This window comes from Bradyrhizobium sp. 1200_D9_N1_1 (genome assembly GCF_052075915.1).
Taxonomy (GTDB): Bacteria; Pseudomonadota; Alphaproteobacteria; order Rhizobiales; family Xanthobacteraceae; genus Bradyrhizobium; species Bradyrhizobium diazoefficiens.
On the sequence record NZ_CP197226.1, the window covers coordinates 3,942,860 to 3,967,309 of the forward strand.

The window sequence follows — 24,450 nt, forward strand, 5'->3', positions numbered from 1 at the left end:
GAAGTGTTGCGGGAAGCGCGCCTGGACAACGCCGGACACGGTGCCCAGGAAGTCCCAATGCTCATTGATCGTTGCGCTGCCCTGAAGCACGGCGAGCGTTTGCGGCCTGCAACACCTCTAACAAAGACCTCAACGAAAGTGGACAGAGTGGACATTCTCCCTAAGGGTCTTGTCCACTTGTCTACTTTGTCCACTCCCCACACCCCTTTGGGGGTGGTGTGGGGGTAGACGTTGGACCGTTGGACAAAGTGGACAAATGTCCAACCTGTCCACTTTGTCCACTCAATCCCGCAGTGCCCAAATTAACTCGACGTTTGAGGAAAGGGAGGTGCCCGCAATCATGCTCTCGTTCTTTGCGGCCTCAATCGCCCGGGCAAAGGCCTTGTATTTTGCCGAGGGCTTGGTTTCCGGGTTGCCGGTGATGTATCGACGCAAAAAGAGGTTTCGCACCTCGGTGACATTCACCGCCGTAACGGTCGGACCTTCAGGGATTCTATAATCCTGCCCGCGGGCTGCCAGCGCCTCATTGAACGCCTCGCTGAAGTCGCGCGGAATCTTACTCTTCACCTTGGCCACCACTACCTGCGAGGCGGCTTCTCCGGCACTTTCCAAGAACTCGATATAACCGGCGGTCATCGGGTCGCCGTCTTCGTCGAGACCGAGCACATGGTTCCGCACTTCAAATGATCCCAGCGAACCGGTGCCGCCGCGCCGAGACTTAGTCAGTGCCAAAGATCGTTTAGAGGTCTTGCCAGACAAGGGATCAGTGACTCCAAGCACGGAAAGGATAGCGTCCGCTCCAGCACCGTATGCCGAAGCGCCGCGAACGCCCGTCTCGGCGTTCTTCCCGTGGTGGGCAATCGGCATGACCAGCACGTCGCTGGCGTTGCCAACTCGGGCTAATTCTTTCATCAGGCGCGCGGCTTCAGCGTTGTCGTTTTCGTCGGCGATGTTGAAACACGCCGCAAGGGTGTCGATCACAACCAAACGGAGATCTGCGCCGAATTTTCCGGCAGCCTCCCACGATGCTTCAGCAACGGCATGCTCAAGCCAGGTGATAATGTGGTTCTGCGACAACCCGGCCGGGGGCTCGGCGACAAAGAACGGAATCTCACCCGCGTGGCCGTCCTGAAACTTCTCTGCGCGGGCCGCCTCAACTCGCGAGTCGATCTCGCCACCACCCTCAGCGGCAATCCAGAGGACGCCGCCCGAGCGCACACGGCGCCCGAGAAACTCTCGATCAAACACCAGCGACAAACACAGGTCAGCGCCAACGAAGGTCTTGCCCGCCGCGTATTGTCCGGAGAGCAGCGCAACTCCGGTACGGGGGAGAATGCCTTTTACCAGCCATTGCGGCGGTTCCGGCGAGGTCGCTCCGATGGCCCGCAGCGATACGGTGTTGATCGGGCTGGGCTTCGGTGCGGGGAAGATAGTGATCTTGGCCATTTGTCAGGCTTTCTTTTTCATCGCGGCTGCAATGATGCGATCCGCCAGCGCGGACGCCTCAGGGTCGCCAAGCGTCACTCCGAGACGGAGGGCTAGCCATTCCAGTGCTTCGGGCGCAGACAAGCGGCGAGCTTCCATGACGACATCAACAGGCGTGTATCCGCGCGCGTCTCCGAAGTCGCGAATGCCGTCAGGTTTGAACGACAAGTTTAGAGCACGCACTTGGAGCGGCCGGCCGGTGCCGGACGAACGCCATTCGGCGACGGCCTTAAAGCCACTGCCGGCGCGATGACATCGCTGCAAACCGAGATGCGGCACCCAAGCGGCGAGGTTCGCTAGCGCGAAATCATTTACTTTGCGGAACACCGACGCCGCGTCAAAGCTTCCAGCGTCCACAGCACAGTGAGTGGCGGGCGTCTCGCGAGACCGTGCGAACCGTTCCGCCTGGGGATCATAGCCATAAGGCTTCAGCGCCTCGCCGATACGTTCGGCGATGTCGTCGGGCAACTCGGTCAGTTGGTCGAGGCGCACGTCGAGCAGCGTGTCATCGGTCCACCAATAGTAAGGCTCGCCGGTGTCAGGATGGATAGAGGGCGGCAACACGGTCTGCTTTCCTTCCGCGAGCAGATCGACAAGGCCAACGCGCTCGGGCGTGCGGAAGTTGCGCGAGCGAATGGCGTCCGTGTTGCCGCGATAGAAGAGCGAGATCCCCTTGCGGCCCTTCTTCTGCACGTTCGAGTGCGGCAGCATGGCGAGCAGCGCGTCCATCGCGGGCTCGAAGTCGATGTCGATGCAGATCAAGTCGCGCCCAAGGCAAACACCAATTCCGCAATCGGGATAGCGGGACCAGCCGGCAATAACGTTCGGCGGCGGGACTTTGCGACGCCAACCGTGCCAGTTTTTCATGGGTGAATCGGTGCCCGGCAACTTGCTGTTCGGCATGATCGGGATCGGCGAAAAGCCAGCGGCAAGTAGCGCCGGGGCCGTCGTCGCGAAAGCAGATTCACCCATGAGTGTAGCGCCAAGTTGCAGGCGGGGGCGAGGGGCGGCAATCTTGCGAGCGTACCAACTCATAAATGCCGGTCAGGCGTTCAAGGGGCGTCCCGCAGCCAAGAGCGCCAGCAACGAGTTTTGCGATCTGCTCGCCAAGCAACTCGAAAACGAAGCCGTCGCGGGCGTAGAACGTCATATTCACCCAATCGCGCCCGAGACGACGGCGCGCGACGATTCTGACGGTCGCTTGAGGGTTCTTCGCGAAGTACTCTGCGCACGATTTGAGATATCGAGGGTTCAAATGCCCCTTCGGGGCATCGTTGAATGCGCTATTAATGATCTTGCTCGTCATCGTTGCTTCCTTCTAGCCCGTCCTGCTCTCCCAAGCAGGGCGGGTTTTCGCTTTTGGGTTACGCGGCATCGACCTTCGTGCCGTTGATGAACGAAACGACGTCGTCGAGACAGAACATCACCCGGCCGCCAATTCGGTGATATGCCGGCCCGTAGCCGCGCACGCGCCATGCTGCCAGGCACTTCTCGGTCCGAGACAAAATTCCCGCGCATGCCTTCTGGTCGATGTAGGTCTTACCGTTCAATTCAATTCGCATTTTGGTTCTCCACGTAGGGGGTCGGGTTAGTTAGGGATAACGCTAGGCGCGCGTAGGAGTGGTTAGGAGTCTATTCGAGTATCCCTCGCCGAAAATCCTCTTGCACAAGGCAAAAAAACACCGACGCGAAGCTAGACGCCGCGTCGGTGGCAACGTTTCGTTGATATTTGTTACTGGAATGTATCAGGCGAGCCCGGCGTCGATCAGGTCGGCGCGGTCGAGAAGCGCCTGCTTGCACAAGGCCTGATCGGTCGGGCCAAGCGTGGCCTCTTCATTGCGTCCGAGGCAGTCTGCGAGCAGGCGCAGGTATTCGGGCGAACCAATTTTGGGGTTGTTGTCGTCCATGGTCAGCCCTACGCCGGGCGTTCATTGGAGTTGGCCGCCGACCGAGTCGCGAGCCATGCGTCAATCTCTGCCGCATCGAAGAAACGAGAACGGCCGATGTAGATTGGCGTCGGAAAATTGCTCGTCCGCAGCTTAACCAGTCGCTCGAAAGTGGACTGCGGCATGTCGAGCTTGCCGCGCACGGTTTCGGACTTAATCAGTTGTTTCATTTTGTACCTCCTGAGATTTGATGGTGGCTCAAGAGGTACAAACGGCGGCTTAGAAAATCGCGGTAGAAATTGACTGACGCTCGTTACCCCAAAACAATGGACGCCGTGTCGCTACGCGTCACGCTTCAAGCGTTTCCAGATCTTCTTGATGGATTCAACCCCGACCCCAACACCCTTATCGGCCGCGACGGCGGCTTGAGCGGCCCCAACCTTCATGCCGCCCTCAACGCGCTCGTAAACGGCTAGGAAAATCTTATAGTCCCGCCATTCGCCTTGCAGCGATCCGACGGGATTGTCTCCGCCGGAGCTGCGCCACGCTTGGCTCAACTCTTCCGCCCGAAAACGGATTGGCGGTGCGCCCAACTCGGTCTGCATCGCTTGTTCGGCAACCTTTCCGATGCAGCTAGCAAACCTATCAACCTCAGCTTGGATCACATCCGGCACGGGTAGTCCGTGCCGTCGCGCCAAGCTATATGCGGCCCAAGCCGCCGCAGGATTCTTGTTGACGTTGAACACTCCCGTCAGTGTGGTTAGTTCAAGTTCGGCCTTTGTGGGCAGCTTCGCCATTGATCACGCGCCCATCCTGAACTTCACAATATTCGATTCGCGTGCCGCCGAGAGATTGGCGAGGAAATCCGCCCATAGGTTGAGCGCGTGGCGCTTCTCTTGAGCGAACGAATGCCGTTGATAAACAGCCATCACGCCGCGCATCTGATGGTTCAGCACCCGTTCAACCGTCACTACGTCTACGCCCAGTCGCGGCATGGTGGTGGCGGCAGTGCGGCGAAGATCGTGGAGTCGCCACGGCTCGATTGTAACCGCGTCAGGATCAACGCCGCGCGCCACTGCATCCTCGCGCGCGATCTCAAGCATCACTTCGTCAACGCGTGTTTTCGCATGGGCGGCAGAGAATGACGCGAACACACGCGGCGAGTCCTTGACTCGGTCCATGGTGCTCAGAATCTCAACGGCGATTGGGGCGAGCGGAACGGCGTGTGCTCGACCGTTCTTCGCGCGAGCGCCGGGGAGCGTCCATGTCGGCGCTTCGCCGATCAGGTCGAGTTCGGACCATTCCATGTCGCCGACTTCGTTCAACCGCTGCGCCGACAGCAAGAGCAGATGGACGAATTGACGCCGGGGCCATTCGAGGCGGTCGATTGCCCGCAGCACGAGCCGCAATTCATCATCAGTGAGGACTCGATCCCGAGGGACTTCCTTGACGACCGCAGTTCCGTCGAACGGGTTCTTTTCGACCAGTTCCTTGGTAATGCACCATTGGAAGAAATGCCGCCCATAGGCTCGCAGCCGCTTCGACTGGATCGGCGCACGCGCCTTGACCGTGTCGAGTACCCGGATTGCGTCGCTGCGCCGGATGTCATCCACCCGCCTCTTGGCCCAGCCTTTCAGTTCCCTGTCGAGAACCCGCCGTACCTCCTGGCCGGACTTCAATCCATCGGCGTGGTCGGCGTAGTAGCGAGCCAGCACGTTCGCGACCGTATCCTCGCGGCGTCGGGCTTCCTGCTCCTCGGCCGCAATCCGGGCAGCTTCTGCCCGGCGAGTAGCGCGCTTCTGGTCGGCGGGGTCCGCACCCATCGCACGTTGCCGTCGTGCGTCGCCGGCCGCATCACGGGCCTGCGCCAGCGTAAGCGCGCCGGGACCGCTGGCCGGACCGAGTACGACAGTCACGTCTTGCGCGTCTTCCTTCTCGCCACGTCGGAACCTGTAGACGAACGTCCGCGCCCCAGACGGATACACCAACACGCGCAGGCCGGGATGCCCCACGTCCGGCAGGGCGTAGCGCTTCGCTCGCGGCTTTGCGTGTTCGATCGCCAACGCAGTCAGCGGTTTTTTCATTAGCGCCCCCTTTCTGAGCCCCACTCCAAGCCCCAACAAATACCTAGCTGTAGCGGTATTTCCTGGGATGTCGTCAGCTACCAATAGAGGATTATATCATTGATTAGAATAAGATTTTTTGACGCATGTGGGGCTTGGCGGTAGTTGCCGAAACCACAAGATGCCTGACTGTAAATCAGCCGCCTCATGGCTTCGCAGGTTCGAGTCCTGCCTCCCCCACCAGCCTTCGCTCGCTTCGCGAGCTACGGCTGGGCAAGCCAGCCCAAATCATCGTCACGCGAAGCTAGCGAAGGCTGTCACGCCGTAGCCCGGAGGGCGTAGGCGGACTGCCTCGGAGCGTAAGTCACCCCATCATCTCCCGCACCATCGGCACCACCTTGCGCCCATAAAGCTCGATACTCTTCATCAGCTTCTCGTGCGGCAGGGGGCCGGCCGAATATTTCAACTGAAACCGTGAAATCCCGAGCGTCTTCGCGGTCGTCGCGATCTTGCGCGCCACGGTTTCCGGCGAGCCGACATAGAGCGAGCCGTGCTCGGCTTCGCTCACGTATTCGTCGCGGCCCATCGGCGGCCAGCCGCGTTCCTTGCCGATGCGATCGCGCATGGCCTTGTAGTCGGGCCAGAGCTCCTCGCGCGCCTCTCCATCCGTTTCCGCGACATAGCCGGGTGAGTGCACGCCGATCGGCTGGGCCGGGCGGCCGAATTCCTTGAAGGCGCGGTGATAGAGATCGACGTAAGGCGCAAAGCGCGTGGGATCGCCGCCGATGATCGCCAGCATCAAAGGCAGGTCGTAATGCGCCGCGCGGACCACGGATTGCGGGCTGCCGCCGACACCGATCCAGGTTTTGAGCTGGCCGTTCTCGACAGGGGGATAGACCTGCTGATCCTTCAGTGGCGGGCGCAGCTTGCCGTGCCATGTCACCGGCTTCTGCGACAGCAGCGCCGCGAACAGATCGAGCTTCTCCTCGAACAGCGCTTCGTAAGAACGCAGGTCGAAACCGAACAGCGGAAAGGATTCGGTAAAGGAACCGCGGCCGAGGATCACCTCGGCGCGCCCGTTGGAGAGCGCATCGAGCGTGGCAAAGCGCTGGAAGACGCGGATCGGATCGTCCGAGCTCAACACCGTCACGGCCGAGCCGAGATGGATGCGCCTGGTGCGCGATGCGATCGCGGCGAGCACGGTCTCGGGCGAGGAGATCGCAAAATCAGAACGGTGATGTTCGCCGAGGCCAATGAAGTCGAGGCCGAGTTCGTCGGCCAGCACCGCCTCATCGACGACGTTGCGGATCACCCGCGCATGGGAAAGCATGGCGCCGTCGGCGTCCCTGGTGACGTCGCCAAAGGTATCCAGTCCGAATTGAAGCGATGCGGTCATCGATCGGGTCTCTGCAGGACGCAGGCGGCGCCCGTCATGTGGGAGGAAATGGCTCGCCGTGCAGCTAGGGCGCGGAGGCCGCTTCGGCAATGCCGCTCCGGGAAAGGCACGGTTTCCGGTTTTGCATCACGCCGGCGGGTTCAATCGGATCTGGCGAACATCTCGACCAGGGTCTCGCGCAGCCAGCGCTGCGCCGGCACGGTGTCGTTGCGCTGGTGCCAGAACAGGCTGACGATGCGCGGCGGCGCCTGAAGCGGAAGCGGCATGGCGTGCAGCAACGGCGCATGCCTTGATTGCGAACGCAGGTCGCTCGGCAGCACGGCGATCAGGTCGGACTGGCGCACGACCTCGTAGGCGGCGCTGTAGTGATTGACGGTCGCGACCAGGTTGCGTGACAGCCCGCGCGAGGCGAGAAAGAGGTCGTAGGACGGCATGGTCTTGCCCGCGAGGCTCACATCGACGTGGCCCGCGTTGAGGAAAGTGCGCGTGCTGAGCCGCTTCATGCCCGCGAGCGGATGGCCGCGCCGCATGAAGCAGGCATAGTCGACGGTCCACAGCGAGCGCGAGCGAATGGCGGCCGGTTGTTGCGCCTCGTTGACATAGACGCTCATGACGCAGTCGACCCTGTTGTCCTCGAGCTGGTCGGCGATCTCCAGGATGGTGTTGGGGACGGTATGGACCCGCGCCTTGGGCGCGACCTTGCTGAGATGGCCGAGGAGGTCCGGCATCACGAGCGAGGAGACGTAGTCCGACATCGACAGGCTGAACTCGGTCTGCGCGCGGCCGGGATCGAACACCTGCTCATCGAGCGCACCACGCACGCTCTCCAGCGCCTCGCCGATCGGCTCCCACAGCACCACGGCGCGCTGGGTGGGACGGATGCCGGTGCCGGATCTCACGAATAGGGGATCGCCGAGCGCGTCGCGCAGCCGCGCCAGCGCATTGCTGACCGCGGGCTGGGTCATCGTCAGCGCGCTCGCCGCGCGCGTGACGCTACCCTCGGTCATCAGCGCCTCGAAGACTTTCAGGAGGTTAAGGTCGAGCGCACGGAACGACACGAACATTCACCATGGTGATATATTAGATCATGATTATAAATTATGACGATAATATCTCCTTGTCTATGGTTCCCCCCAGGGACACGCGGAGCGCCGGGCCGCCAGACTGAGGGGACTTTCATGTCGATGATATCGGCGCGCATCGAGCGCCTTCCGTTCGCACGCTTCCACACGCATCTGCTGCTGATGGGCGGGCTCGGCTACATGTTCGACGCGATGGATGCGGCGGTGCTGGCCTTCATCCTGCCGGTGCTGCGTACCGCGTGGAATCTGTCGAGCGTGCAGATCGGCGTGCTCGGCAGCAGCACCTATATCGGCTTCCTGTTCGGCGCGTTGCTGGCGGGCACGCTGGGTGACCTGATCGGCCGCCGCGCCGTGATGATGTCCGCGCTTGCGCTGTATTGCGCGGCGTCCATCGTGAGCGCGATGGTCGATACATGGCCGTCCTTCTTTGCCGCCCGCGTCGTCGCAGGCATGGGCACCGGCGCGGAGAGCGCGATCATCGCGCCCTATCTCGCGGAGTTCGTCGCGCGGCGCTACCGCGGCAGCTTCACCGGCGCACTGGCCGGCTTCTTCTCCTTCGGCTTCGTTGCGGCGGCGCTGCTCGGCTACTTCATCGTGCCCGCCTATGAGAACGGCTGGCGCATCGTGCTGGTCATCACCGCGGTGCCGGTCGTCATGCTGTTGTGGTGGCGCAGGGCCTTGCCCGAATCGCCGCGCTGGCTCGAAAGCCGCGGCAGGGAGAAGGAAGCCGAAGCCTTGCTGGACACGATCGAGGCGGGCTTTGCGCGCCAGGGCCATGTCCTGCCGCAGCCGGTCGTCGAAGCCGTCGCACCGCAGGGCACGACCGGAACGCTGCTCGCCAATTTCGCCGCGCTCCTCGCAGGCCGGCAGGCGCGCATCACGATCATGACCTGGATCATGTGGCTGGCGATCACCTTCAGCTATTATTCGTTCTTCGTCTGGATCCCCGGCCTGCTGGTCCAGAACGGCATGAGCATCACCAAGAGCTTCGCCTATTCGATCGCGATCTATTGCGCGCAAATTCCCGGCTATTTCAGCGCCGCGTATTTCAACGAGCGTATCGGCCGGCAGGCGACGATCGCGACCTACATGGTGCTCGGCGGCGCCAGCGCGCTCGGGCTCGCCTTCGCGCAGAGCGACCAGCAGATCATGGCGGCGGGAATCTTCCTGTCCCTGTTCATGAACGGCACCTATGCGGGCGTCTATGCCTATACGGCCGAGGTGTTTCCGACGCCGGTCAGGACCACCGGTGCCGGCCTTGCCTCCGCGATCGGCCGCATCGGCGCGATCGTCTCGCCGATCCTGGTCGGCTATCTCTATCCCAATTTCGGCTTCGCCGGCGTGTTCGGCGTCACCACCACCGTGCTGCTGCTCGGGGCGGTGACCGTCGTGCTGATGGGCGTGCCGACGCGCGGCCGTTCGCTGGAAGAGATCGCGGCGGGTGAAGTTGCATGACGCGGACCAAACGCCAGGCCGATCCGCTGCTCTGTGCCGTCGCGGCGGCGCAGGGCAGGGTCGATCAGCCGGATGCGCTGTTCGTGGCGCTGGACGAAGCCGTGAAGTCGGCGATCGGGCACAAGCTGTTCACGATCCTGACCTATGACGGCGACAGCGGTGAAGCGGCGCGAATCTATTCCAATCTCCCCGGCCCATATCCGACCGGCGGACGCAAGCGCCTCGCGCCGGGCCCGTGGACCGAGGCCGTGCTCGATCGGGGCGAGGCCTATATCGGCCGCACCCAGGCCGATCTGCGCATGGTGTTCTCCGACCACGAGCTGATCGCCTCGCTCGGCTGCGAGAGCGTGCTCAACATGCCTGTGCGCTGGCGCGGACGTACGCTCGGCTCGCTCAATCTGCTTCATGAGGCGGGCTGGTACGGCGAGGATGATGTCGCCGCGTGCCTTCCCTTTGCCCAGCTCACATTGCCGGCGTTGCTTGCGCCGGCCCACTTCTGACAGGACGCCCGCGATGCCCAGCATCCTCTTCAAGAACGCCGCTCTGCTCGATCCGCTCCAGGCGGACCTGATGGACGGACATCACGTGCTGGTCGAAGACAATTTGATCAAGGAGGTCTCGGACCGGCCGCTGCAGGTCACCGCCGACCGCACCATCGATCTGAAGGGCAAGACGCTGATGCCCGGCCTGATCGACCTGCATGTGCACGCGGTGGCGGTCGAGCTCAATCTGGCGCAGCAGGTGCATATGCCGAATGTGCTGGTGACGCTGCGCTCGACCCTGCTGCTGCGCGGCATGCTGCGGCGTGGCTTCACCACCGTCCGCGATGCCGGCGGCGCCGGCCATGCGCTGAAGCAGGCGATCGAGACCGGCCTCACTGACGGCCCGCGGCTGTTCGTCTCCGGCCGCGCGCTCAGCCAGACCGGCGGCCACGGCGACATGCGGGCGCGCTCGGATTATCTGGCGAGTGACGCACCATGTCCGTGCTGCGTGCGGGTCGGCGCACTGGCGCGCGTCGCCGACGGCGTCGACGGCGTGCGCAGGGCCGCGCGCGAGGAGCTCCAGATGGGCGCCGACCAGATCAAGATCATGGCCTCCGGCGGCGTTGCCTCGCCGACCGATCCGGTCGGCGCCTTCGGCTACTCCGAGGACGAGATCCGCGCCATCGTCGAGGAGGCGCGCGGGCGCCAGACCTATGTGCTGGCCCACGCCTACACCGCGGCCGCCATCGCGCGCGCGGTTCGCTGCGGCGTGCGCACCATCGAGCACGGCAATCTCGTGGATGAGCCGACCGCGCGCCTGATGGCCGAGAAGGGGGCCTATGTGGTGCCGACGCTCGTCACCTATGAGGCGCTGGCCAACGAGGGCGCGCAGTATGGCCTGCCGCCGGAGAGCGTCGCCAAGATCGCCGATGTCCGCGACGCGGGTCTCCGGTCGCTCGCGATCTATCGCGATGCCGGCGTGAAGATGGGGTTCGGCAGCGATTTGCTCGGGCCGTCCCAGCGTCTCCAGAGCGATGAATTCCGCATCCGCGCCGAGATTCTCGGCCCGCGCGCCGTCATCGCCAGCGCCACGGTGATTGGTGCCGAGGTGCTCGGCATGGAGGGCAAGCTCGGCCGGATCGCACCCGAGGCTCTCGCAGACCTGCTGGTGGTCGACGGCAATCCGCTGCGCGATGTCGCTTGCCTGCTCGGCCAGGGCGAGCACATTCCGCTGGTGCTGAAGGCCGGCAAGGTCCAGTTCGACAGGCTGAACGCGTAGTCGGCCCTACCGCCACATCCCGCGCATGCGCGCGCCGATGTCGATCTTCGGCCCTTGCGCCGCGGTACGGGCTCCGCCGGCGGCGGCTTTGGGCCAGGCGGTGCGCTCGAACAGATAGACCAGCTGCTCCGGGATGAAGCGGGTGCGCGAGGCGTAGACGTGGCGGTCGCCCTTGGCGGCTTGGCCGTGGGTGAAGAAGCGCTGCGGCACGACGAGATGGAGATCGTCTTTGGCGCGCGTCATCGCGACATAGAGCAGGCGGCGTTCCTCCTCGAGCTCGGCGCTGGTGCCGGCACCGAGATCGGAGGGCATGCAGCCGTCGACGACGTTGAGCACGAATACCGACTTCCATTCCTGGCCCTTGGCGGAATGGATGGTGGAGAGGATCAGATAGTCCTCGTCGCGGAGCGGTGGTCCGGATTTGTCGCTGGTCGCGTCCGGCGGATCGAGCGTGAGCTCGGTCAAAAACTTCTCGCGCGAGGCGTAGCCGCTCGCGATCTGCTCGAGCTGCATCAGATCGGCGCGACGCGTCTCGGACTCCTCGTGGATGCGGTCGAGATGCGGCTCGTACCAGAGCCGCACGCGCTCGAGATCCGCCGGCCATTCCGAATAGCGCAGATTCTGGGTCGTGCGGACGAAGTCGGTCCAGTCCGCGCCGGTGCGCGGCGGCACCGGGAGCTGGCCGAGTGCAGCAAGCGGATCGGCGCTCTCCGCCATCTGGTCGAGCACGCGCTGCGCGGTTGCGGGGCCGATGCCGGGCAACAGATGCAGGATGCGGAAGCCCGCAACGCGGTCGCGCGGGTTTTCGGCGAAGCGCAGTAGCGCCAGCACATCCTTGACGTGCGCGGCGTCGAGAAACTTCAGCCCGCCGAACTTCACGAACGGGATGTTGCGGCGGGTCAGCTCGATTTCCAGCGGTCCCGAATGCGAGGACGTCCGGAACAGCACCGCCTGGTGCTTCAAGAGCGCGCCTTGCTCGCGGTTGGCCAGCACCTCTTCGACGATGTAGCGCGCCTGGTCGGCCTCGTCGTGCACGGTGACGAGCTGCGGTTTTTGCGCGGAGGTGCGGTCGGTCCAGAGGTTCTTGGTGAAGCGCTCGCGCGCGAGGCCAATGACGCCGTTGGCCGCCGCCAGCACGGCTTGCGTCGAGCGGTAGTTGCGGTCGAGCGTGATCATCTCGGCGCGGGGCGAGAAGCTTTGCGGAAACTCCAGGATGTTGCGCACGGTGGCGGCGCGGAACGAGTAGATCGACTGCGCATCGTCGCCGACCACGGTGAGGCCGCGTCCGTCGGGCTTCAGCGCCAGCAGGATCGAGGATTGCAGGCGGTTGGTGTCCTGATATTCGTCGACCAGCACGTGATCGAAGCGGCCGCCGATCTCTTCGGCGATCAGCGCGTCGCTCATCATCTGCGACCAGTAGAGCAGGAGGTCGTCGTAATCGAGCACGTGCTGGGCCTGCTTGGCCTCGACGTAAGCCGCGAACAGGCCCTTCAGCTCGGCGGCCCAGCCCACGCACCAGGGATAGTGCTGTCCCAGCACCTTCTCGATCTCCATCTCGGCGTTGACGCAGCGGGAGTAGATCGACAGGCACGTGCCCTTGGCTGGAAAGCGGCTCTCGGTCTTGGACAGGCCGCGCTCGTGCCGAACCAAATTCATCAGGTCGGCGGAATCCTCGCGGTCGTGGATGGTGAAGGCGGGATCGACGCCGATCCGCTCGGCATATTCGCGCAAGAGGCGCGCGCCGATGCCATGGAACGTGCCGGCCCAGGTCAGCGCATCTCGCATGATCGCGGCGTTGTTCTCCCCGAGCACCTTTCGGGCGATCCGCTCGACGCGGCCGGCCATCTCGGCCGCGGCGCGGCGCGAGAACGTCATCAACAGGATGCGGCGCGGATCGGCACCCGCAACGATCAAATGGGCGACGCGATGGGCCAGCGTGTTGGTCTTGCCGGAGCCGGCACCGGCGATGACGAGCAGGGGCGCGCCCACGGTCGCGCCATCGGCCACGCCATGCTCGACGGCGCGGCGCTGCTCCGCATTGAGCGTGTCCAGATATGTTGCCACGAATCGCCCCGGTGAAACCGTGAGATTCGGCGATCTCCTCGCGAATCGCAATGCGGCTGGACGGAACCCTATTTAATACCTAGGGAAAAGACGGCCCAAGGTTCCAGCCCGAGAAGAGCGCGCCCGGCATGACCGAGCTCAAGCCCGACCAGTTCGAGATGCGGCGGCTGGAGTCGCTCAGCAACACCATTTTCGGCGTCGCCATGACGCTCCTGGCCTACGATCTGCCCAAGGCCGCCGTCTTCACCGGCGCACCCGGCTGGAGCGATCTCGCCCATGTCTATTCCGGCAAGCTTGCCGGCTTTGCGCTCAGCTTCATCATCGCCGGGGTGTTCTGGATCAGCCATCACCGGCGGCTGGCGCGCCAGCCGGTGGGCAGCCGCGGCGCGGTGATCCTCAACCTGTTCTTCCTGCTCTCGATCGTGCTGCTGCCGGTGACCAACGGCCTCTATACCAACTACGCCATGAGCAGCGCGGTTGCCGTGCTCTACGGCTTGCACCTAACCGCGATCGCCGGCCTCAATGCCTGGCTGTGGTGGACGATCCTGGGCGGCTGGCGCCATGAGATCATGGCATCGCTGTTTCCGCTGCTCGTGTTCATCCCGGGCACGATCGTGGCGGCGTTTGCGCCGCACGTCGCACCCTTCGTGTGGTTCATCGCCTTCGGCGGCCTGCTGATCCAGCGCTTCTACAGTGCGCAAGCCGAACCGGATGCGTAAGGTGGTCGCTTCCCCTTATGTCGCGCCGAACCCGTCGGCCGGCACATAAAGCTTGACCGGGCGGATTTCGTAGACGGCACTCGGATTGACCTGACGCAGCTTCCGTGCCGCCGCGATCGCCTCGTCATCCGTGTCGTATTCCACGAGGTGGAAGCCCAGAAGCTGCTCCTTGGTCTCGGCAAACGGGCCGTCCATCACCACGCCCGCGCCGGGGCCGCGCAAGGTGCGGGCCTTTCGGGTCTCGTCCAGACGGGCGGCCGGCCCAAGGTGTCCGCTTGCCCTGAGGGGCGCCTGAACCTCGATGACCTTGGCCACGACCGCGGCGTCCTCCTCCGGAGTCCAGGACAAGATCTCGTCTTCCACGTGATAGGCCAGGATGGCGTAGAGCATCGTCACCTCGTTTTTTTGCTGCGCGGGTCCAAAGGACGTATCACGACGGCCCGCGCCGACAATCCCCGAGCGCAGAATATTGCGTCGTGCAGGCCTCGACGAAACCGTCCTGAAACCCGATTACCGCCTTGCGGTGTGAACGCTGCCCAAAGCCGAGGCGACTGATGGCCACAAGAACACGGAAGGCCATCGGAGGCGGCAATGTCGGGTCACACCATCAAGATCATCTGCGACGCACGGCGGGCGGCACAATCGGAGCCCGCCGATTTGCACGACCAGAGCGGTCATCACCGCTATTACGGCAGCTCGGCCGAGAACGGCGGCGAACGCATCGTGGAGAGCCGCCGCGGCAAACGCCCGCGCGCGGTCAATGTCTGTGGCTTCTGAAGCCTTTTCTGAAGCTTTGGGCGAGACCGGTCTCCGCTGATGGGTGTCCTGCAAATATCGGTTGCCGCGCTGCCGTTCCTGGTCTCGCTGGCGAGCCGGAGCAGCAAGGCGATCGCGCCATGCCTGCTCGCGAGCATCTTCACAGTGCTGCTTGGCGAGGAGCCTCACCGGGCGGTCTTGGCCTGGTGTGTTGGCGTGCTGATCGCCGCTGTGGCGTTACGCGAACGGCTTCGCGCGACCTGAGCGGCGTTGTTACGGTGCGCTCAGGACCTGCTTGACGAGGGCCTCACGCAGCGCCGCCAGCTCGCCGCTCGCCTCCATCTGCGCGATCACCTTGCCGACCTTCGGCACCAGATCGCGATGACGTTCGTGCAGGTAGTGGTAGATGTGGATGCGCTCGAGCGGCGGGGAGAGCGGGTAGATCCTGGCCTGGAGATTGAGCTTCCTCACCGCGACGAGTCCACTGAAGAGGTCGGTGACCATCACGTCGAAACGGTCGGCATCGAGCATCTGGATCATGTTCTCGAGGCTGGTGGTCGCCGTGACACGGGCCATGTCGCGGGTGCCGGCCTCCGATGAGCCGACGCCGCGGACGATGCCGATGTTGTAGTCCCTGATCGAATTCCAGCCGGCGACGTCGAAACGCAGTTTCGTCGTGAACACCGTGGGCTCGATGTAGTTGATCGCCGGCGTGACCTGGATCAGCGTCGGGTAGTCGCGCGAGAGCGTTCCGATCCGCTGGATTTCGCCGTCGACCTCGCCGGCGCTCGACAGCGCGAGTGCCCGCTTGCCGGGGACGTCCTCGAATTCGAGCCTGATGTTGAGCTTGGCGTAGACGGCCCGCAGCATCTCGCCGCCGACATATTGATCGGGGATGTCCGCGATGCGCGCCAGCCGGATCAGCTCCTGCGCCTGCGTTGGACCGGCTGCGAGCAACGACAGGCAGGCGATGGCCATCCGCCACATCACGCGTCTCCTTGGTCGTGCCTTGCTACCACTGGATTCGGAGGCCCGCGCGATCTACCGGGAGTGGCGCGCGCCTGCGCGCCAGCCGCAACGGCCATCACTCGCCGCCATGCAGGCGACTCCGGACTTTAACCGATGTTATTCTAGCACGCGAAGTGATAGTTTGCGCCGGAATCCTGCTGCTGGGCGCAAGATATGACCCCGCCGACCTCAAGCCGCCCATGGGCCGACAGGAATCGCCACGCGCATCGCGTGGAGGGGAAAGTCTCAACGATCGAATTGCTCGCGACCGCTGCCGGCCGGAGCAGGATGCCGCCATTCCGGGGACGTGGTGCATGGGCAACGCAGGCGACGAGGATTCCAAGCGCGGCCGCGCCGTTGCCCCGGCGGCCGCGAAGCAGGATTTGAGCGGGATCGGCGCCGCGTTTGCGCCGGCGATGATCGGAGCGTTGCTGTCGCGGATTTTCAACTGGTCGCGCAGCGGCGTCGGGCCGCGCCTCCTGGCCGCCGTGCTGCTGTTCTCCTCAATCGTCACGCTGATGCTGACCGCGCTTCAGCTCTATCTCGACTATGACCGCGAGGTCGGCGTCATCGAGACGCGGCTCGACGAGATCGGCCGCAGCACCACCGGCAGCCTCGGCGAAAGCCTGTGGAATCTCGACCAAAACCAGCTCAAGCTCCAGCTCGACGGCATCCTGCGGCTGCCCGACATCCGCGCCGCCGAGGTGCGCGAGATCGCTGATCGCCCCAATCCGGTCCGTGTCGCGGTCGGCGAGCCGAACACCCGTTCGATCGTCACGCGCGATTACCCGCTGAACTACTCCGTGCAGGGCGCCGCGCGCCCGATCGGCGTGCTCCATGTCGAGGCGACGCTGAGCGAGGTCTATCAGCAATTGCTGCACCGTGCCCTGATCATCCTGGCAAGCCAGGCGGCGAAGACGTTCCTCGTCTCGCTGTTCATCATCTACATGTTCCATCTCCTGGTGACGCGGCACCTTGTCGCCATCGCCGACTTCGTCAGCAAGTACAGCCTGGTGCGGCCGCCGCCGCCTTTGCACCTGGAGCGCCGGCCGCCCTACGATGCGGACGAACTGGACAAGGTGATCGACGCCTTCAACGCCATGTGCGCCAATCTCGAGCGGGCCTATGGCGAGCTGCGCGAGGCCAATACGAATCTCGAGGGCGACCTGAAAATCCGCCAGCGCGCCGAAGGCGACGCGCGCGCGAGCGAGCAGCGCTTCCGTGACTATGCCGAGACCGCGTCCGACTGGTTCTGGGAGACCGGGCCGGATCATCGGTTCACCTACATATCCGACCGCGCAGGGGCCTTCGGCATGGACCATAAGGCGCTGATCGGCAAGCGCCGCACCGATGCCGCCTTCGACCACGACGCCGAGCCGGAGAAATGGCGCGCGCACATGGCGGTGCTGGATCGCCACGAGCCGTTCCGGAAGTTCGAGTATCGCGGCCGCGATATGACCGGACGCGTGCGCCATTTCAGCGTCAACGGCCAGCCGGTATTCGCGGCCGACGGACGCTTCATGGGTTATCGCGGCTCCGCCACCGACCTCACTGAGCAGCACGAGACCGAGGAACGGCTTCGCCAATCCCAGAAGATGGACGCGATCGGCCAGCTCACCGGCGGCGTCGCGCACGACTTCAACAACGTGCTCACCGTCATCACCGGCACCATCGAGATCATCCAGGAAGGGCTTGCGGACAGGCCCCAGTTCGCCGCGATCGCGCAGCTCATCGACGATGCGGCCGCGCGTGGCGCCGAGATTACCTCGCAGCTGCTGACCTTCGCGCGCCGCCAGCCGCTGGAGCCGCGCGAGATCGACGTCAACGCTCTCGTGGTCGAGACGGCGAAGCTGCTGAAGCCGATCCTGGGCGAGCATATCGAGATCGTGACCCGGCTCGCGGACGACGCCTGGTCCGCGATGGCGGATCCGTCGCAGCTCTCGTCCGCGATCGTCAATCTCGCCGTCAACGCGCGTGACGCGATGCCGGACGGCGGCAGGCTCACGCTCGAGACCGCGAACCGGGAGCTTGACGGCGTGCGCAGCGACGGCGACATCATGCGCGGCGCCTTCGTGATGATTGCGGTGACCGATACCGGCCACGGCATCCCGGCCGACATCCGCGAGCGCGTGTTCGAGCCGTTCTTCACCACCAAGGGGGTCGGCCGCGGCACTGGGCTCGGGCTGAGCATGGTCTACGGCTTTGCCCGCCAGACCGGCGGCACCGTCGCGATCGAGAGCGAGGAGGGACAAGGCACGGTGATGCGGTTGTTCCTGCCACGATCGGAGGGCGAGGCGGCAACCAGGACGGGACCGGCTCAGGCGGCCGCCGCGGCGCGCGGGCACGAGACGATACTCGTGGTCGAGGACGATCCGCTGGTGCAGGGCTATGTCATCGCCCAGCTCGGGAGCCTCGGCTATCGCACGCTCGTGGCCGGCGACGGCGCAGCCGCCCTCGCGCTGGTCGACCAGGGCGCCAGTTTCGACCTGCTGTTCACGGACATCATCATGCCCGGCGGCATGAACGGGCGGGAACTGGCCGAAGCCGTCCGGCTCCGGCGGCCGGGGGCGAGGGTGCTCTACACCTCCGGCTATACCGACAACACCATCGTCCACGAAGGACATCTCGATCCTGGCGTGGCGCTGCTTCAGAAGCCATACCGGAAGTCGGAGCTGTCGCAGAAGATCCGCGAGGTGCTTGCGGGCGAGCCGGCCGCCTGAGCGGCGCCCGCCCACGAAAAAGGCGCGGCGGGGAGGCCCCGTCGCGCCCGATTTTGTGCTCGCTGGTCCAGGGCTGAGAGCGCCCCGATGCCAAGCCTTGTTCAAAGCTTAGCGGGCGATCCCAGCGAGGTGACAGCGCTTGAGATAAGACACTGGATCACCTCCTTTCGTTGGTTTCGGGAGACTCCAATATAGGGCGAAATACCCGCGTCGTTAAGAGGTGGGGCGGGCGGCCGGGAACAAGCCCTTCGCGAAGCGGGAAAGACCGATCCGGGGCAGTTGAGGCCGCCGCGCGGCCGTGTTAGGGGAACGCGAGATGCGGGTGTAGCTCAATGGTAGAGCAGCAGCCTTCCAAGCTGAATACGAGGGTTCGATTCCCTTCACCCGCTCCAAGCATTTCAGGCACTTACAGCGTGGTCGGTGCTTCGTTCGGACAAGCGGCCTGATGCTCATTCGGACAAATGGCCGTCTTTTGTTCGAGCCGCGCGGCGCTTCTTCGCGCCGTTGACGATCTGGCGCGTAGTGCGCTTGGTGTACTTTGGCAGCACCTTGACAGTCGTGTGGCGGCCCTGCGCCAGCATCTCGCGGTCGGTTAGTTCGGCGTCGCCGCCCTCCGTGAAGCCGCCGTGCCGGAATGATGTGAACGACAACTGGTCGCGCAACTTCGCCGACCGGATGATCTCCTTCACCTTCCGGCTGAGGTGAGTGAAATCCGGCTGATCCGGCTTAGGCCACGTGGGCCAAGGTCCGCGATTACCCCAATCACGACAGAGCATCAGGCCCCCGATGCGGTCGCGCTTGATGGCGTCAAGCTCGGCGGTCAGTTCGGGGTAGAGCAGCGCCCCCGCATCGTCGAGCAGAGGTATCCAGCCTTCCTGCTTCGTTTTCTCGTCCACCACGCGCACCATGTTTGGGCGCTCTTTCGGGCGATAGTGCGAAACCTCGAACGTCGCGAAGATGTCAGTCTCCCGCTGCAACCATTCCCAGCCAATCAGCGCGGCGGTGGCGAGCGAGGGCAAGCCAAGTTCGACGGCCTTGGCGCGGAAGGCCAACAATTCTTCATAGGTCGCCGTCGGCGTCTCGCGATTGGATGACCGCAGACCCATTTGCGCGAACGGATTAACTAGTGGCAGCTTGCCGGGATGGCGACGAGAAACGACGTTCCAAGCGCGGCGACAGGACTTCATCGCATGATTGACGGTGGTACGGCGCTCGCGTTCGACCACGCGGCCCTTGGCGTCAGTGATCTTGAGGATCAGCAGCTTCTCATAAAGATCATCGGTCAACGCAGTGTCGATGGCCGACAGCCGCTTCTCGCCCAGCCGCTTGCCATCCTTCAAAATGTAGCCGCCGACCAACTTGAAGCCGACTTCGTGATTGCGTTTCGATTTGGGGCCGAGTTTGGTGTAGCGCCGATCAGCGCGGTATTCGGCAAACATCCAATCGAGCGTTCCAATCGCGATGGCAGACGATGTCGGGGCGGCGACACCGGCCGTTCGCCACGCATCGAAGGTAGGCAAGAGAATTGTTTCGGCCCGTGACACCGCAGCACCGTAGTCGGTGCCGAGCGGCGCATTCTCGATGGTGCAGCCCGCCTTGCGCGCCCAAGATGGCACGTGAAAGAAATAGCCCCACCCGCCACTTTTGAGCGGCTTGCGCTCGACGTAGCGGGGCAGGGGCAGGGCGGAACGAGGCGGCTTCACAGGAGCCTCCGCAAATCCTCAGAAGTTTCTTCGATGGTGTGCGTTGTCGCGGACTTGCCAAAAGTCAACGTGACGCTGCCGTCTGCATTGACGGTCGCGCTGCTCACTGCAACTCCAGCGTCATTCGCCTGCTGCATCGCGCGAGCGAGCGTCATCCGGCGCTTGCGCGTGCGCTTCTGCTTCGGCGGAAACGTTTCGATATCCCAACGCTCACGGTCATCGCCGGGGACAAATCCCCGCTTGCTGAACTCGATGAACGCACGCCAGGCGTCGTCACGGCCATCCATGGTGATCCTCTCACAACCTAATACAATGTCGGCTTCTCCCGACGTACATTGTCGAGTGGATGCGGGGACCGACATCATGTCATTCGACGGTATCATTTGACTCCTGCGCCCAAGGTCAGTGGGACCGGGCGGAGGGAAATCCGCATTTGGCCGCTCACGTCATGACAACTTCGTTACGCCTCCTGAGCAAGCATGTGGCCCAATCGAAAAATGTTTGCCGGTCAAAACACCGGCACACGATCCTTGATAAGTGCCATCGCAATGATCTCGCAGCCCTCATCGTGCCGCGCGCGCCACGTGTCGGCATAGCCGCCGCGCTTGCGCGTCACCCAGGCGCAATCGAAGCCGAGCGAATGCGCCTGCGCCACCGCGTTGACGCCCTCGCACAGGTCCGGCTGATCGGCAGGAGCACTTGCGGACATGTCCGCTGCCTGACCAAACAGTTCAGCAGCCAACTCCCTCTTCAACACCACGATGTTCATGTGCAAATCACGTTGGCGCAGCTCTTTAATAGCCCGTTAATAACATATTCGAAGCCGCGCAACATCCGAAATCGCTTTGACTGTTGGCGAAGCGGGTAAATGCAATTCAGATCGAGGACTGTGTTTCGAGCAACCCAGTTAATGAAGACGCCGAAGCCACCGCCGACATTCCGCGCATGGGCTTTTCCATCGCAGAGTTCCGCGCTTCGTATGGCTTCTCGGAGGGCTTCTATCGCAAGCTGCGCAAGGAGGGGAAAAGCCCGCGCGAGATGCGCCTGGGCCGCCGCGTGATTATCTCTGCGACAGCGATCGCCGAATGGGAGCGCGAGCGCGAGGCGGAGACGTAGTTCTTTGGCGCAAAACGCGTTCCGACAATCAGCGCACACGTGGCCTCTCAGCAGGAAGATTTAGGAAGAGCAGTCCCGGCGAAGCCAAGCCAAAACGACTTCTATAACTGAGGCCGAAAAATTTTTTTTTGAATTTCTTGTCTCACAAGAAATTACATCCGTCAGTTGTTGACGATTGATTGGCCTGAAGTTTTTCTGTCCACCATGGACACTTCTGCCCATGGTGGGCAGAAGTGGCCATGGTGGCCACTGATGCACGAATCTCGCGCCGTGTAGGCGTCTTGACCACTTCGCTGTTCAAGTTATTTTCATAGGCGGCTTTCGAAAGAGCGAACGCCGAATAGCAGTCAAACAATCGTCCTTTACAGCACGCTGACAGCAAACTCGCTGCTTCGGTGGTGGAGAACTGCGCCCACAAGCAGGATGCAAACACAGAATGGCACCGCACAGAGATGACACTGAAGGCCCAGCAAGCGATCGATTTGGTCGAGCCATGATTGATCGGCTTCGCGCATCGAAACGCGAAGCTGAAGCAGCGGACACGACGCGCGGAGCACAGGCCGGGCGGTTATGGGCCGAACGCGATGCTGAATACGAATGGCTTAAACGATTGGCCGACGAGACCTGCCTTCGTTCGCAGCCGTTTGAAACTCTCCGGGCAGCGATCGACCCCTACGAACAGATTGATCCCGGTGAAGTCCACGAGATTTGCTTCGGCGAAGAGAACAACACCTCGAACGAATACATCGCCGGTTTCATCGACGGCGCGGTTGAGGCATTTGCGGAGGTCCGGCATGAGATCGACTGAGACCGTGCTGGCTTTGGGAGCCAGTTACGAGCAGCACGCCACAGTATGCCAATCGGCGAAGTAATGGTTTGAATCGATGAACGCGCAAACAGAAGCCCCGACGCCGAACCTGAATGATATAAATGAGCACGTTTATGCGCTTTTTGATCCAGCGTTCGTTCACTCGCACCCTGGCGCATATATCCAGTACGCCTACAGCCATCCGAACAGCGGCAATGTGGATGACGCACAAGTTTGCTTGGCTACCGAATTAAGTGATCTCGCCAAGTTCGCCGCTAAACGGAGCAGCTTAGGGTACAACGTCTATATCATTCCAGTTTTGCTTCAGTTTGATCGAGACCCGCCGATGAGGCGGGTTAAGAGCGACAGATATCTAGCGTCGGCTGTCGCCTGGGTCGATTTTGATCGCGAGGGCGACGCCGAGCGTGTCGAAGCGCTGCTCCAGCAGCGCGGTATCAAACCCGCCTTCGTCGTTACCACCGGCAGCATTCCGTGGACACGGGCGCAGTTGTATTTCAGGATCGCCGACATCCGAGATGCCTCACAGCAGAAGCAGATCAATGAGGCGCTCCAGCATTTGCTAGGGACTGATAAGGTCAGCGATCCATGCCACCTCATGCGCCTTGCAGGCTCGGTAAACTATCCGACGCCGAAAAAGTCGGAGCGAGGGTATGTCGTCCAGACAACGACATTCCGCAAGATCACGGATGCGCGGACCTACGGCGCTGACGAACTGCTCCGGCTTATCGGGTTGAGCGGCTCTCAACGCGACGGTGCGTCCAACCATGGCGGAGATACGTTTGACCAGCACACCTACAGTTACACGCAGTCATCTGCGTTCAGCGACCCCTTTGCTGATCGGGCGCTTGAGGCTACCCCTGAGCTGATTGCGTCCGCTTTAAAGCACATCCCCAACGCTGATCTCGACTGGGACGACTGGAACCGCGTCGCCATGGCGGCTTGGCGCGCCACCAAAGGCTCCCGCGTTGCATTCGAGGCTTTCGACGAGTGGTCACGCAAATCCAGCAAGTACGACGCGAAGACCACGCAGGAAAAGTGGACAAAGCTGTTTAGGTCGCCGCCTACCGACATCGGCGCGGGGACGATCTTCAAAATGGCGGCCGACAATGGATGGGTCAGGCGGCAAGGGGCGCACGCCGAAGATGGGACCGAAGCCAAGGCCGACCCGAGGGACGCCCGGACCGATGAGGCTGGTGATCAGTCTGACAAAGCCAATTCCGATGAAGCTGACGAAGCTGAGCGGAGCCATGGTCCTGGCGAGGCAAACGGTCCAGACGAGAAAAGCGGGCGCAAACGCACCGGCGGAGCATTGCCCCTGAGCTACTTCGGAGCATTTCCCGCGAATGCCAAGAAGCGCCCGATCCTGAAAGGCTTCGTCAACAGGGGCGACACCTCGGCGCTGATCGCACCGCCTAAGCGTGGCAAGTCGGCATTGATGACCGAGATCGCCGTCCACTGCGCCGCCGGGAAGGATTGGCGCGGCCATCTCGCCAGCGGCCCCTGCGGCGTCGTGATCCTCGCACTGGAGCGCGGCGACCTCTATCAGCGCCGCCTCGACGCATATGCAATCCGTGACGGTTACAAGGGCCTGCCGATTGCGGTGGCTCGCAAGATCATTGATCTGCTCGCCCCTGAATGCGTCAACACCATCGTTGCGACCGTGCGCGAGGCCGAGCAGCACATGGGCTGCGCGGTGGGGCTGGTCGTGATCGATACCTACTCCAAGGGCGTTGCTGCCGGTGGCGGGGATGAGAACTCAGCCAAGGACCAGAACCGCATTGCAGCCAACCTGCGCCGGGTGCAAGAGCTGATTGATATCCACATCGCGTGTGTCGGTCATACTGGCAAGGACCCGAGCAAGGGCGCGCGTGGCAGCAACGCCCACCTTGGTGATGTCGATCTGATGATCCAGATCACGGGCGATGCCGCGGCCAAAACTGCCAAGGTGACCGACGCCAATGACCAGCCCGAGCGAGTGATTGCCCAGTTCCTGCTTGAAGCGGCCGACACCGGCCATGTCGATGATGACGGTGAGGTTGAGACTGTAGCAATCATAGCCAGGCAGGACGTGAGCAGCCCGGACACTGGCGAAGGCAAGCTGTCGGACAAGCAGCAGGTCTCCCTGAGCGAGCTATTCAACTGCATCGCGGATGATGAGACCGCGCCGCCCCCAAACAACGTGCACGTCCCGCCCGGCGTCAAAGGCGTCACCCTAACGACCTGGCGCAATCGGCTGGCCGCGCGAGGGGTCATCAATCCTGAAGGCAACCCTTACCAGCAGTTTCAACGTATCCATCTGAAACTTCAGAAACTCGGCAAGATCGGAATTTGGGAGGACTTCGTGTGGCCCGTCGTTTAGCTCGAAACGGTCTTCACCGCGTCTCACATCTCACAGCACCTCACATCG

The 24,450-nt window shown here is 63.1% G+C and carries 26 protein-coding genes and 1 tRNA gene; 11 read left to right on the forward strand and 16 right to left on the reverse strand.

Going from position 1 to position 24,450, the window contains the following annotated elements; translation table 11 throughout:
- Window positions 1–282: 282 nt before the first annotated feature.
- From AB5K84_RS18895 to AB5K84_RS18940, 10 genes are all read right to left on the reverse strand, one after another.
- Window positions 283–1,446 (reverse strand): AAA family ATPase, encoded by a 1,164-nt coding sequence (locus AB5K84_RS18895; RefSeq protein WP_441232570.1) that lies wholly within the window; start codon window positions 1,444–1,446, stop codon window positions 283–285.
- 3 nt (window positions 1,447–1,449) lie between these two features.
- Window positions 1,450–2,457 carry a bifunctional DNA primase/polymerase gene (locus AB5K84_RS18900; RefSeq protein WP_158672272.1) on the reverse strand — a complete coding sequence of 336 codons (1,008 nt, stop codon included), beginning with the start codon at window positions 2,455–2,457 and terminating at the stop codon, window positions 1,450–1,452.
- Complete coding sequence (locus tag AB5K84_RS18905; RefSeq protein WP_158672273.1) at window positions 2,450–2,791, reverse strand: hypothetical protein; 342 nt, start codon at window positions 2,789–2,791, stop codon at window positions 2,450–2,452. Before AB5K84_RS18905 ends, AB5K84_RS18900 begins: the two co-directional genes overlap by 8 nt.
- A gap of 58 nt (window positions 2,792–2,849) precedes the next feature.
- Window positions 2,850–3,047 carry a hypothetical protein gene (locus AB5K84_RS18910; RefSeq protein WP_049826111.1) on the reverse strand — a complete coding sequence of 66 codons (198 nt, stop codon included), beginning with the start codon at window positions 3,045–3,047 and terminating at the stop codon, window positions 2,850–2,852.
- Window positions 3,048–3,230: 183 nt separating this feature from the next.
- Window positions 3,231–3,392 carry a hypothetical protein gene (locus tag AB5K84_RS18915; RefSeq protein ID WP_155255840.1) on the reverse strand — a complete coding sequence of 54 codons (162 nt, stop codon included), beginning with the start codon at window positions 3,390–3,392 and terminating at the stop codon, window positions 3,231–3,233.
- 8 nt (window positions 3,393–3,400) lie between these two features.
- Window positions 3,401–3,601: a helix-turn-helix transcriptional regulator gene (locus tag AB5K84_RS18920; protein ID WP_158672275.1), complete on the reverse strand. Its 201-nt coding sequence runs from the start codon at window positions 3,599–3,601 to the stop codon at window positions 3,401–3,403.
- A gap of 111 nt (window positions 3,602–3,712) precedes the next feature.
- The gene (locus AB5K84_RS18925) at window positions 3,713–4,168 is read right to left on the reverse strand and encodes a hypothetical protein (RefSeq protein WP_441232571.1); all 456 of its coding nucleotides are present in this window, start codon (window positions 4,166–4,168) and stop codon (window positions 3,713–3,715) included.
- A gap of 3 nt (window positions 4,169–4,171) precedes the next feature.
- Window positions 4,172–5,455 carry a tyrosine-type recombinase/integrase gene (locus AB5K84_RS18930; protein WP_441232572.1) on the reverse strand — a complete coding sequence of 428 codons (1,284 nt, stop codon included), beginning with the start codon at window positions 5,453–5,455 and terminating at the stop codon, window positions 4,172–4,174.
- Window positions 5,456–5,798: 343 nt separating this feature from the next.
- Complete coding sequence (locus tag AB5K84_RS18935; RefSeq protein ID WP_110116422.1) at window positions 5,799–6,830, reverse strand: LLM class flavin-dependent oxidoreductase; 1,032 nt, start codon at window positions 6,828–6,830, stop codon at window positions 5,799–5,801.
- A gap of 140 nt (window positions 6,831–6,970) precedes the next feature.
- Window positions 6,971–7,894 (reverse strand): LysR family transcriptional regulator, encoded by a 924-nt coding sequence (locus AB5K84_RS18940; protein ID WP_110116421.1) that lies wholly within the window; start codon window positions 7,892–7,894, stop codon window positions 6,971–6,973.
- Between the two features lie 114 nt (window positions 7,895–8,008).
- Here AB5K84_RS18940 and AB5K84_RS18945 point away from each other — a divergent pair, with 114 nt between their 5' ends.
- Genes AB5K84_RS18945 through AB5K84_RS18955 form a run of 3 tightly spaced genes read left to right on the forward strand, consistent with a single transcriptional unit; the run spans window position 8,009 to window position 11,128 of the window.
- The gene (locus AB5K84_RS18945) at window positions 8,009–9,367 is read left to right on the forward strand and encodes an MFS transporter (RefSeq protein WP_110116420.1); all 1,359 of its coding nucleotides are present in this window, start codon (window positions 8,009–8,011) and stop codon (window positions 9,365–9,367) included.
- Window positions 9,364–9,867: a GAF domain-containing protein gene (locus AB5K84_RS18950; protein WP_110116419.1), complete on the forward strand. Its 504-nt coding sequence runs from the start codon at window positions 9,364–9,366 to the stop codon at window positions 9,865–9,867. The genes AB5K84_RS18945 and AB5K84_RS18950 overlap by 4 nt, the downstream gene beginning before the upstream one ends.
- A 13-nt stretch (window positions 9,868–9,880) precedes the next feature.
- Window positions 9,881–11,128, forward strand: a complete 1,248-nt coding sequence (locus AB5K84_RS18955) for a metal-dependent hydrolase family protein (RefSeq protein WP_110116418.1) — start codon at window positions 9,881–9,883, stop codon at window positions 11,126–11,128.
- 6 nt (window positions 11,129–11,134) lie between these two features.
- Here the strand turns inward: AB5K84_RS18955 and AB5K84_RS18960 are convergent, their stop codons facing one another.
- On the reverse strand, window positions 11,135–13,192 hold the full coding sequence (locus AB5K84_RS18960) for an ATP-dependent helicase (RefSeq protein ID WP_110116417.1): 2,058 nt from the start codon (window positions 13,190–13,192) through the stop codon (window positions 11,135–11,137).
- A 128-nt stretch (window positions 13,193–13,320) separates the two neighbouring features.
- On the opposite strand from AB5K84_RS18960, the gene AB5K84_RS18965 reads away from it, so the two are divergent.
- Window positions 13,321–13,911 (forward strand): TMEM175 family protein, encoded by a 591-nt coding sequence (locus AB5K84_RS18965; protein ID WP_097532322.1) that lies wholly within the window; start codon window positions 13,321–13,323, stop codon window positions 13,909–13,911.
- 15 nt (window positions 13,912–13,926) lie between these two features.
- Here the strand turns inward: AB5K84_RS18965 and AB5K84_RS18970 are convergent, their stop codons facing one another.
- Complete coding sequence (locus AB5K84_RS18970; RefSeq protein ID WP_028176003.1) at window positions 13,927–14,301, reverse strand: YciI family protein; 375 nt, start codon at window positions 14,299–14,301, stop codon at window positions 13,927–13,929.
- A 201-nt stretch (window positions 14,302–14,502) separates the two neighbouring features.
- On the opposite strand from AB5K84_RS18970, the gene AB5K84_RS18975 reads away from it, so the two are divergent.
- Both AB5K84_RS18975 and AB5K84_RS18980 read left to right on the forward strand, forming a co-directional pair.
- Complete coding sequence (locus AB5K84_RS18975; RefSeq protein ID WP_027549099.1) at window positions 14,503–14,688, forward strand: hypothetical protein; 186 nt, start codon at window positions 14,503–14,505, stop codon at window positions 14,686–14,688.
- Between the two features lie 39 nt (window positions 14,689–14,727).
- Entirely contained in the window at window positions 14,728–14,931 is a 204-nt protein-coding gene (locus AB5K84_RS18980) for a hypothetical protein (protein ID WP_011088238.1), read from the forward strand.
- Window positions 14,932–14,940: 9 nt separating this feature from the next.
- On the opposite strand, the gene AB5K84_RS18985 is transcribed toward AB5K84_RS18980, so the two are convergent.
- Window positions 14,941–15,654 carry a substrate-binding periplasmic protein gene (locus AB5K84_RS18985; protein ID WP_162603600.1) on the reverse strand — a complete coding sequence of 238 codons (714 nt, stop codon included), beginning with the start codon at window positions 15,652–15,654 and terminating at the stop codon, window positions 14,941–14,943.
- A gap of 335 nt (window positions 15,655–15,989) precedes the next feature.
- Here AB5K84_RS18985 and AB5K84_RS18990 point away from each other — a divergent pair, with 335 nt between their 5' ends.
- Together AB5K84_RS18990 and AB5K84_RS18995 are read left to right on the forward strand one after the other, a co-directional pair.
- On the forward strand, window positions 15,990–18,395 hold the full coding sequence (locus AB5K84_RS18990) for an ATP-binding protein (RefSeq protein WP_162603599.1): 2,406 nt from the start codon (window positions 15,990–15,992) through the stop codon (window positions 18,393–18,395).
- Between the two features lie 318 nt (window positions 18,396–18,713).
- Window positions 18,714–18,787 (forward strand) — tRNA-Gly (locus AB5K84_RS18995).
- A gap of 57 nt (window positions 18,788–18,844) precedes the next feature.
- Here AB5K84_RS18995 and AB5K84_RS19000 read toward each other — a convergent pair.
- From AB5K84_RS19000 to AB5K84_RS19010, 3 genes are all read right to left on the reverse strand, one after another.
- Window positions 18,845–20,098, reverse strand: a complete 1,254-nt coding sequence (locus tag AB5K84_RS19000; RefSeq protein WP_441232573.1) for a hypothetical protein — start codon at window positions 20,096–20,098, stop codon at window positions 18,845–18,847.
- Window positions 20,095–20,385 (reverse strand): hypothetical protein, encoded by a 291-nt coding sequence (locus AB5K84_RS19005; RefSeq protein ID WP_441232574.1) that lies wholly within the window; start codon window positions 20,383–20,385, stop codon window positions 20,095–20,097. Before AB5K84_RS19005 ends, AB5K84_RS19000 begins: the two co-directional genes overlap by 4 nt.
- Before the next feature lie 221 nt (window positions 20,386–20,606).
- Window positions 20,607–20,867, reverse strand: a complete 261-nt coding sequence (locus AB5K84_RS19010) for a hypothetical protein (RefSeq protein ID WP_441232575.1) — start codon at window positions 20,865–20,867, stop codon at window positions 20,607–20,609.
- Window positions 20,868–20,950: 83 nt separating this feature from the next.
- On the opposite strand from AB5K84_RS19010, the gene AB5K84_RS19015 reads away from it, so the two are divergent.
- From AB5K84_RS19015 to AB5K84_RS19025, 3 genes are all read left to right on the forward strand, one after another.
- Complete coding sequence (locus AB5K84_RS19015; protein WP_441232576.1) at window positions 20,951–21,214, forward strand: hypothetical protein; 264 nt, start codon at window positions 20,951–20,953, stop codon at window positions 21,212–21,214.
- 493 nt (window positions 21,215–21,707) lie between these two features.
- Window positions 21,708–22,022 (forward strand): hypothetical protein, encoded by a 315-nt coding sequence (locus AB5K84_RS19020; protein ID WP_441232577.1) that lies wholly within the window; start codon window positions 21,708–21,710, stop codon window positions 22,020–22,022.
- Between the two features lie 76 nt (window positions 22,023–22,098).
- Entirely contained in the window at window positions 22,099–24,402 is a 2,304-nt protein-coding gene (locus AB5K84_RS19025; protein WP_441232578.1) for an AAA family ATPase, read from the forward strand.
- The last annotated feature ends 48 nt before the right edge of the window (window positions 24,403–24,450 follow it).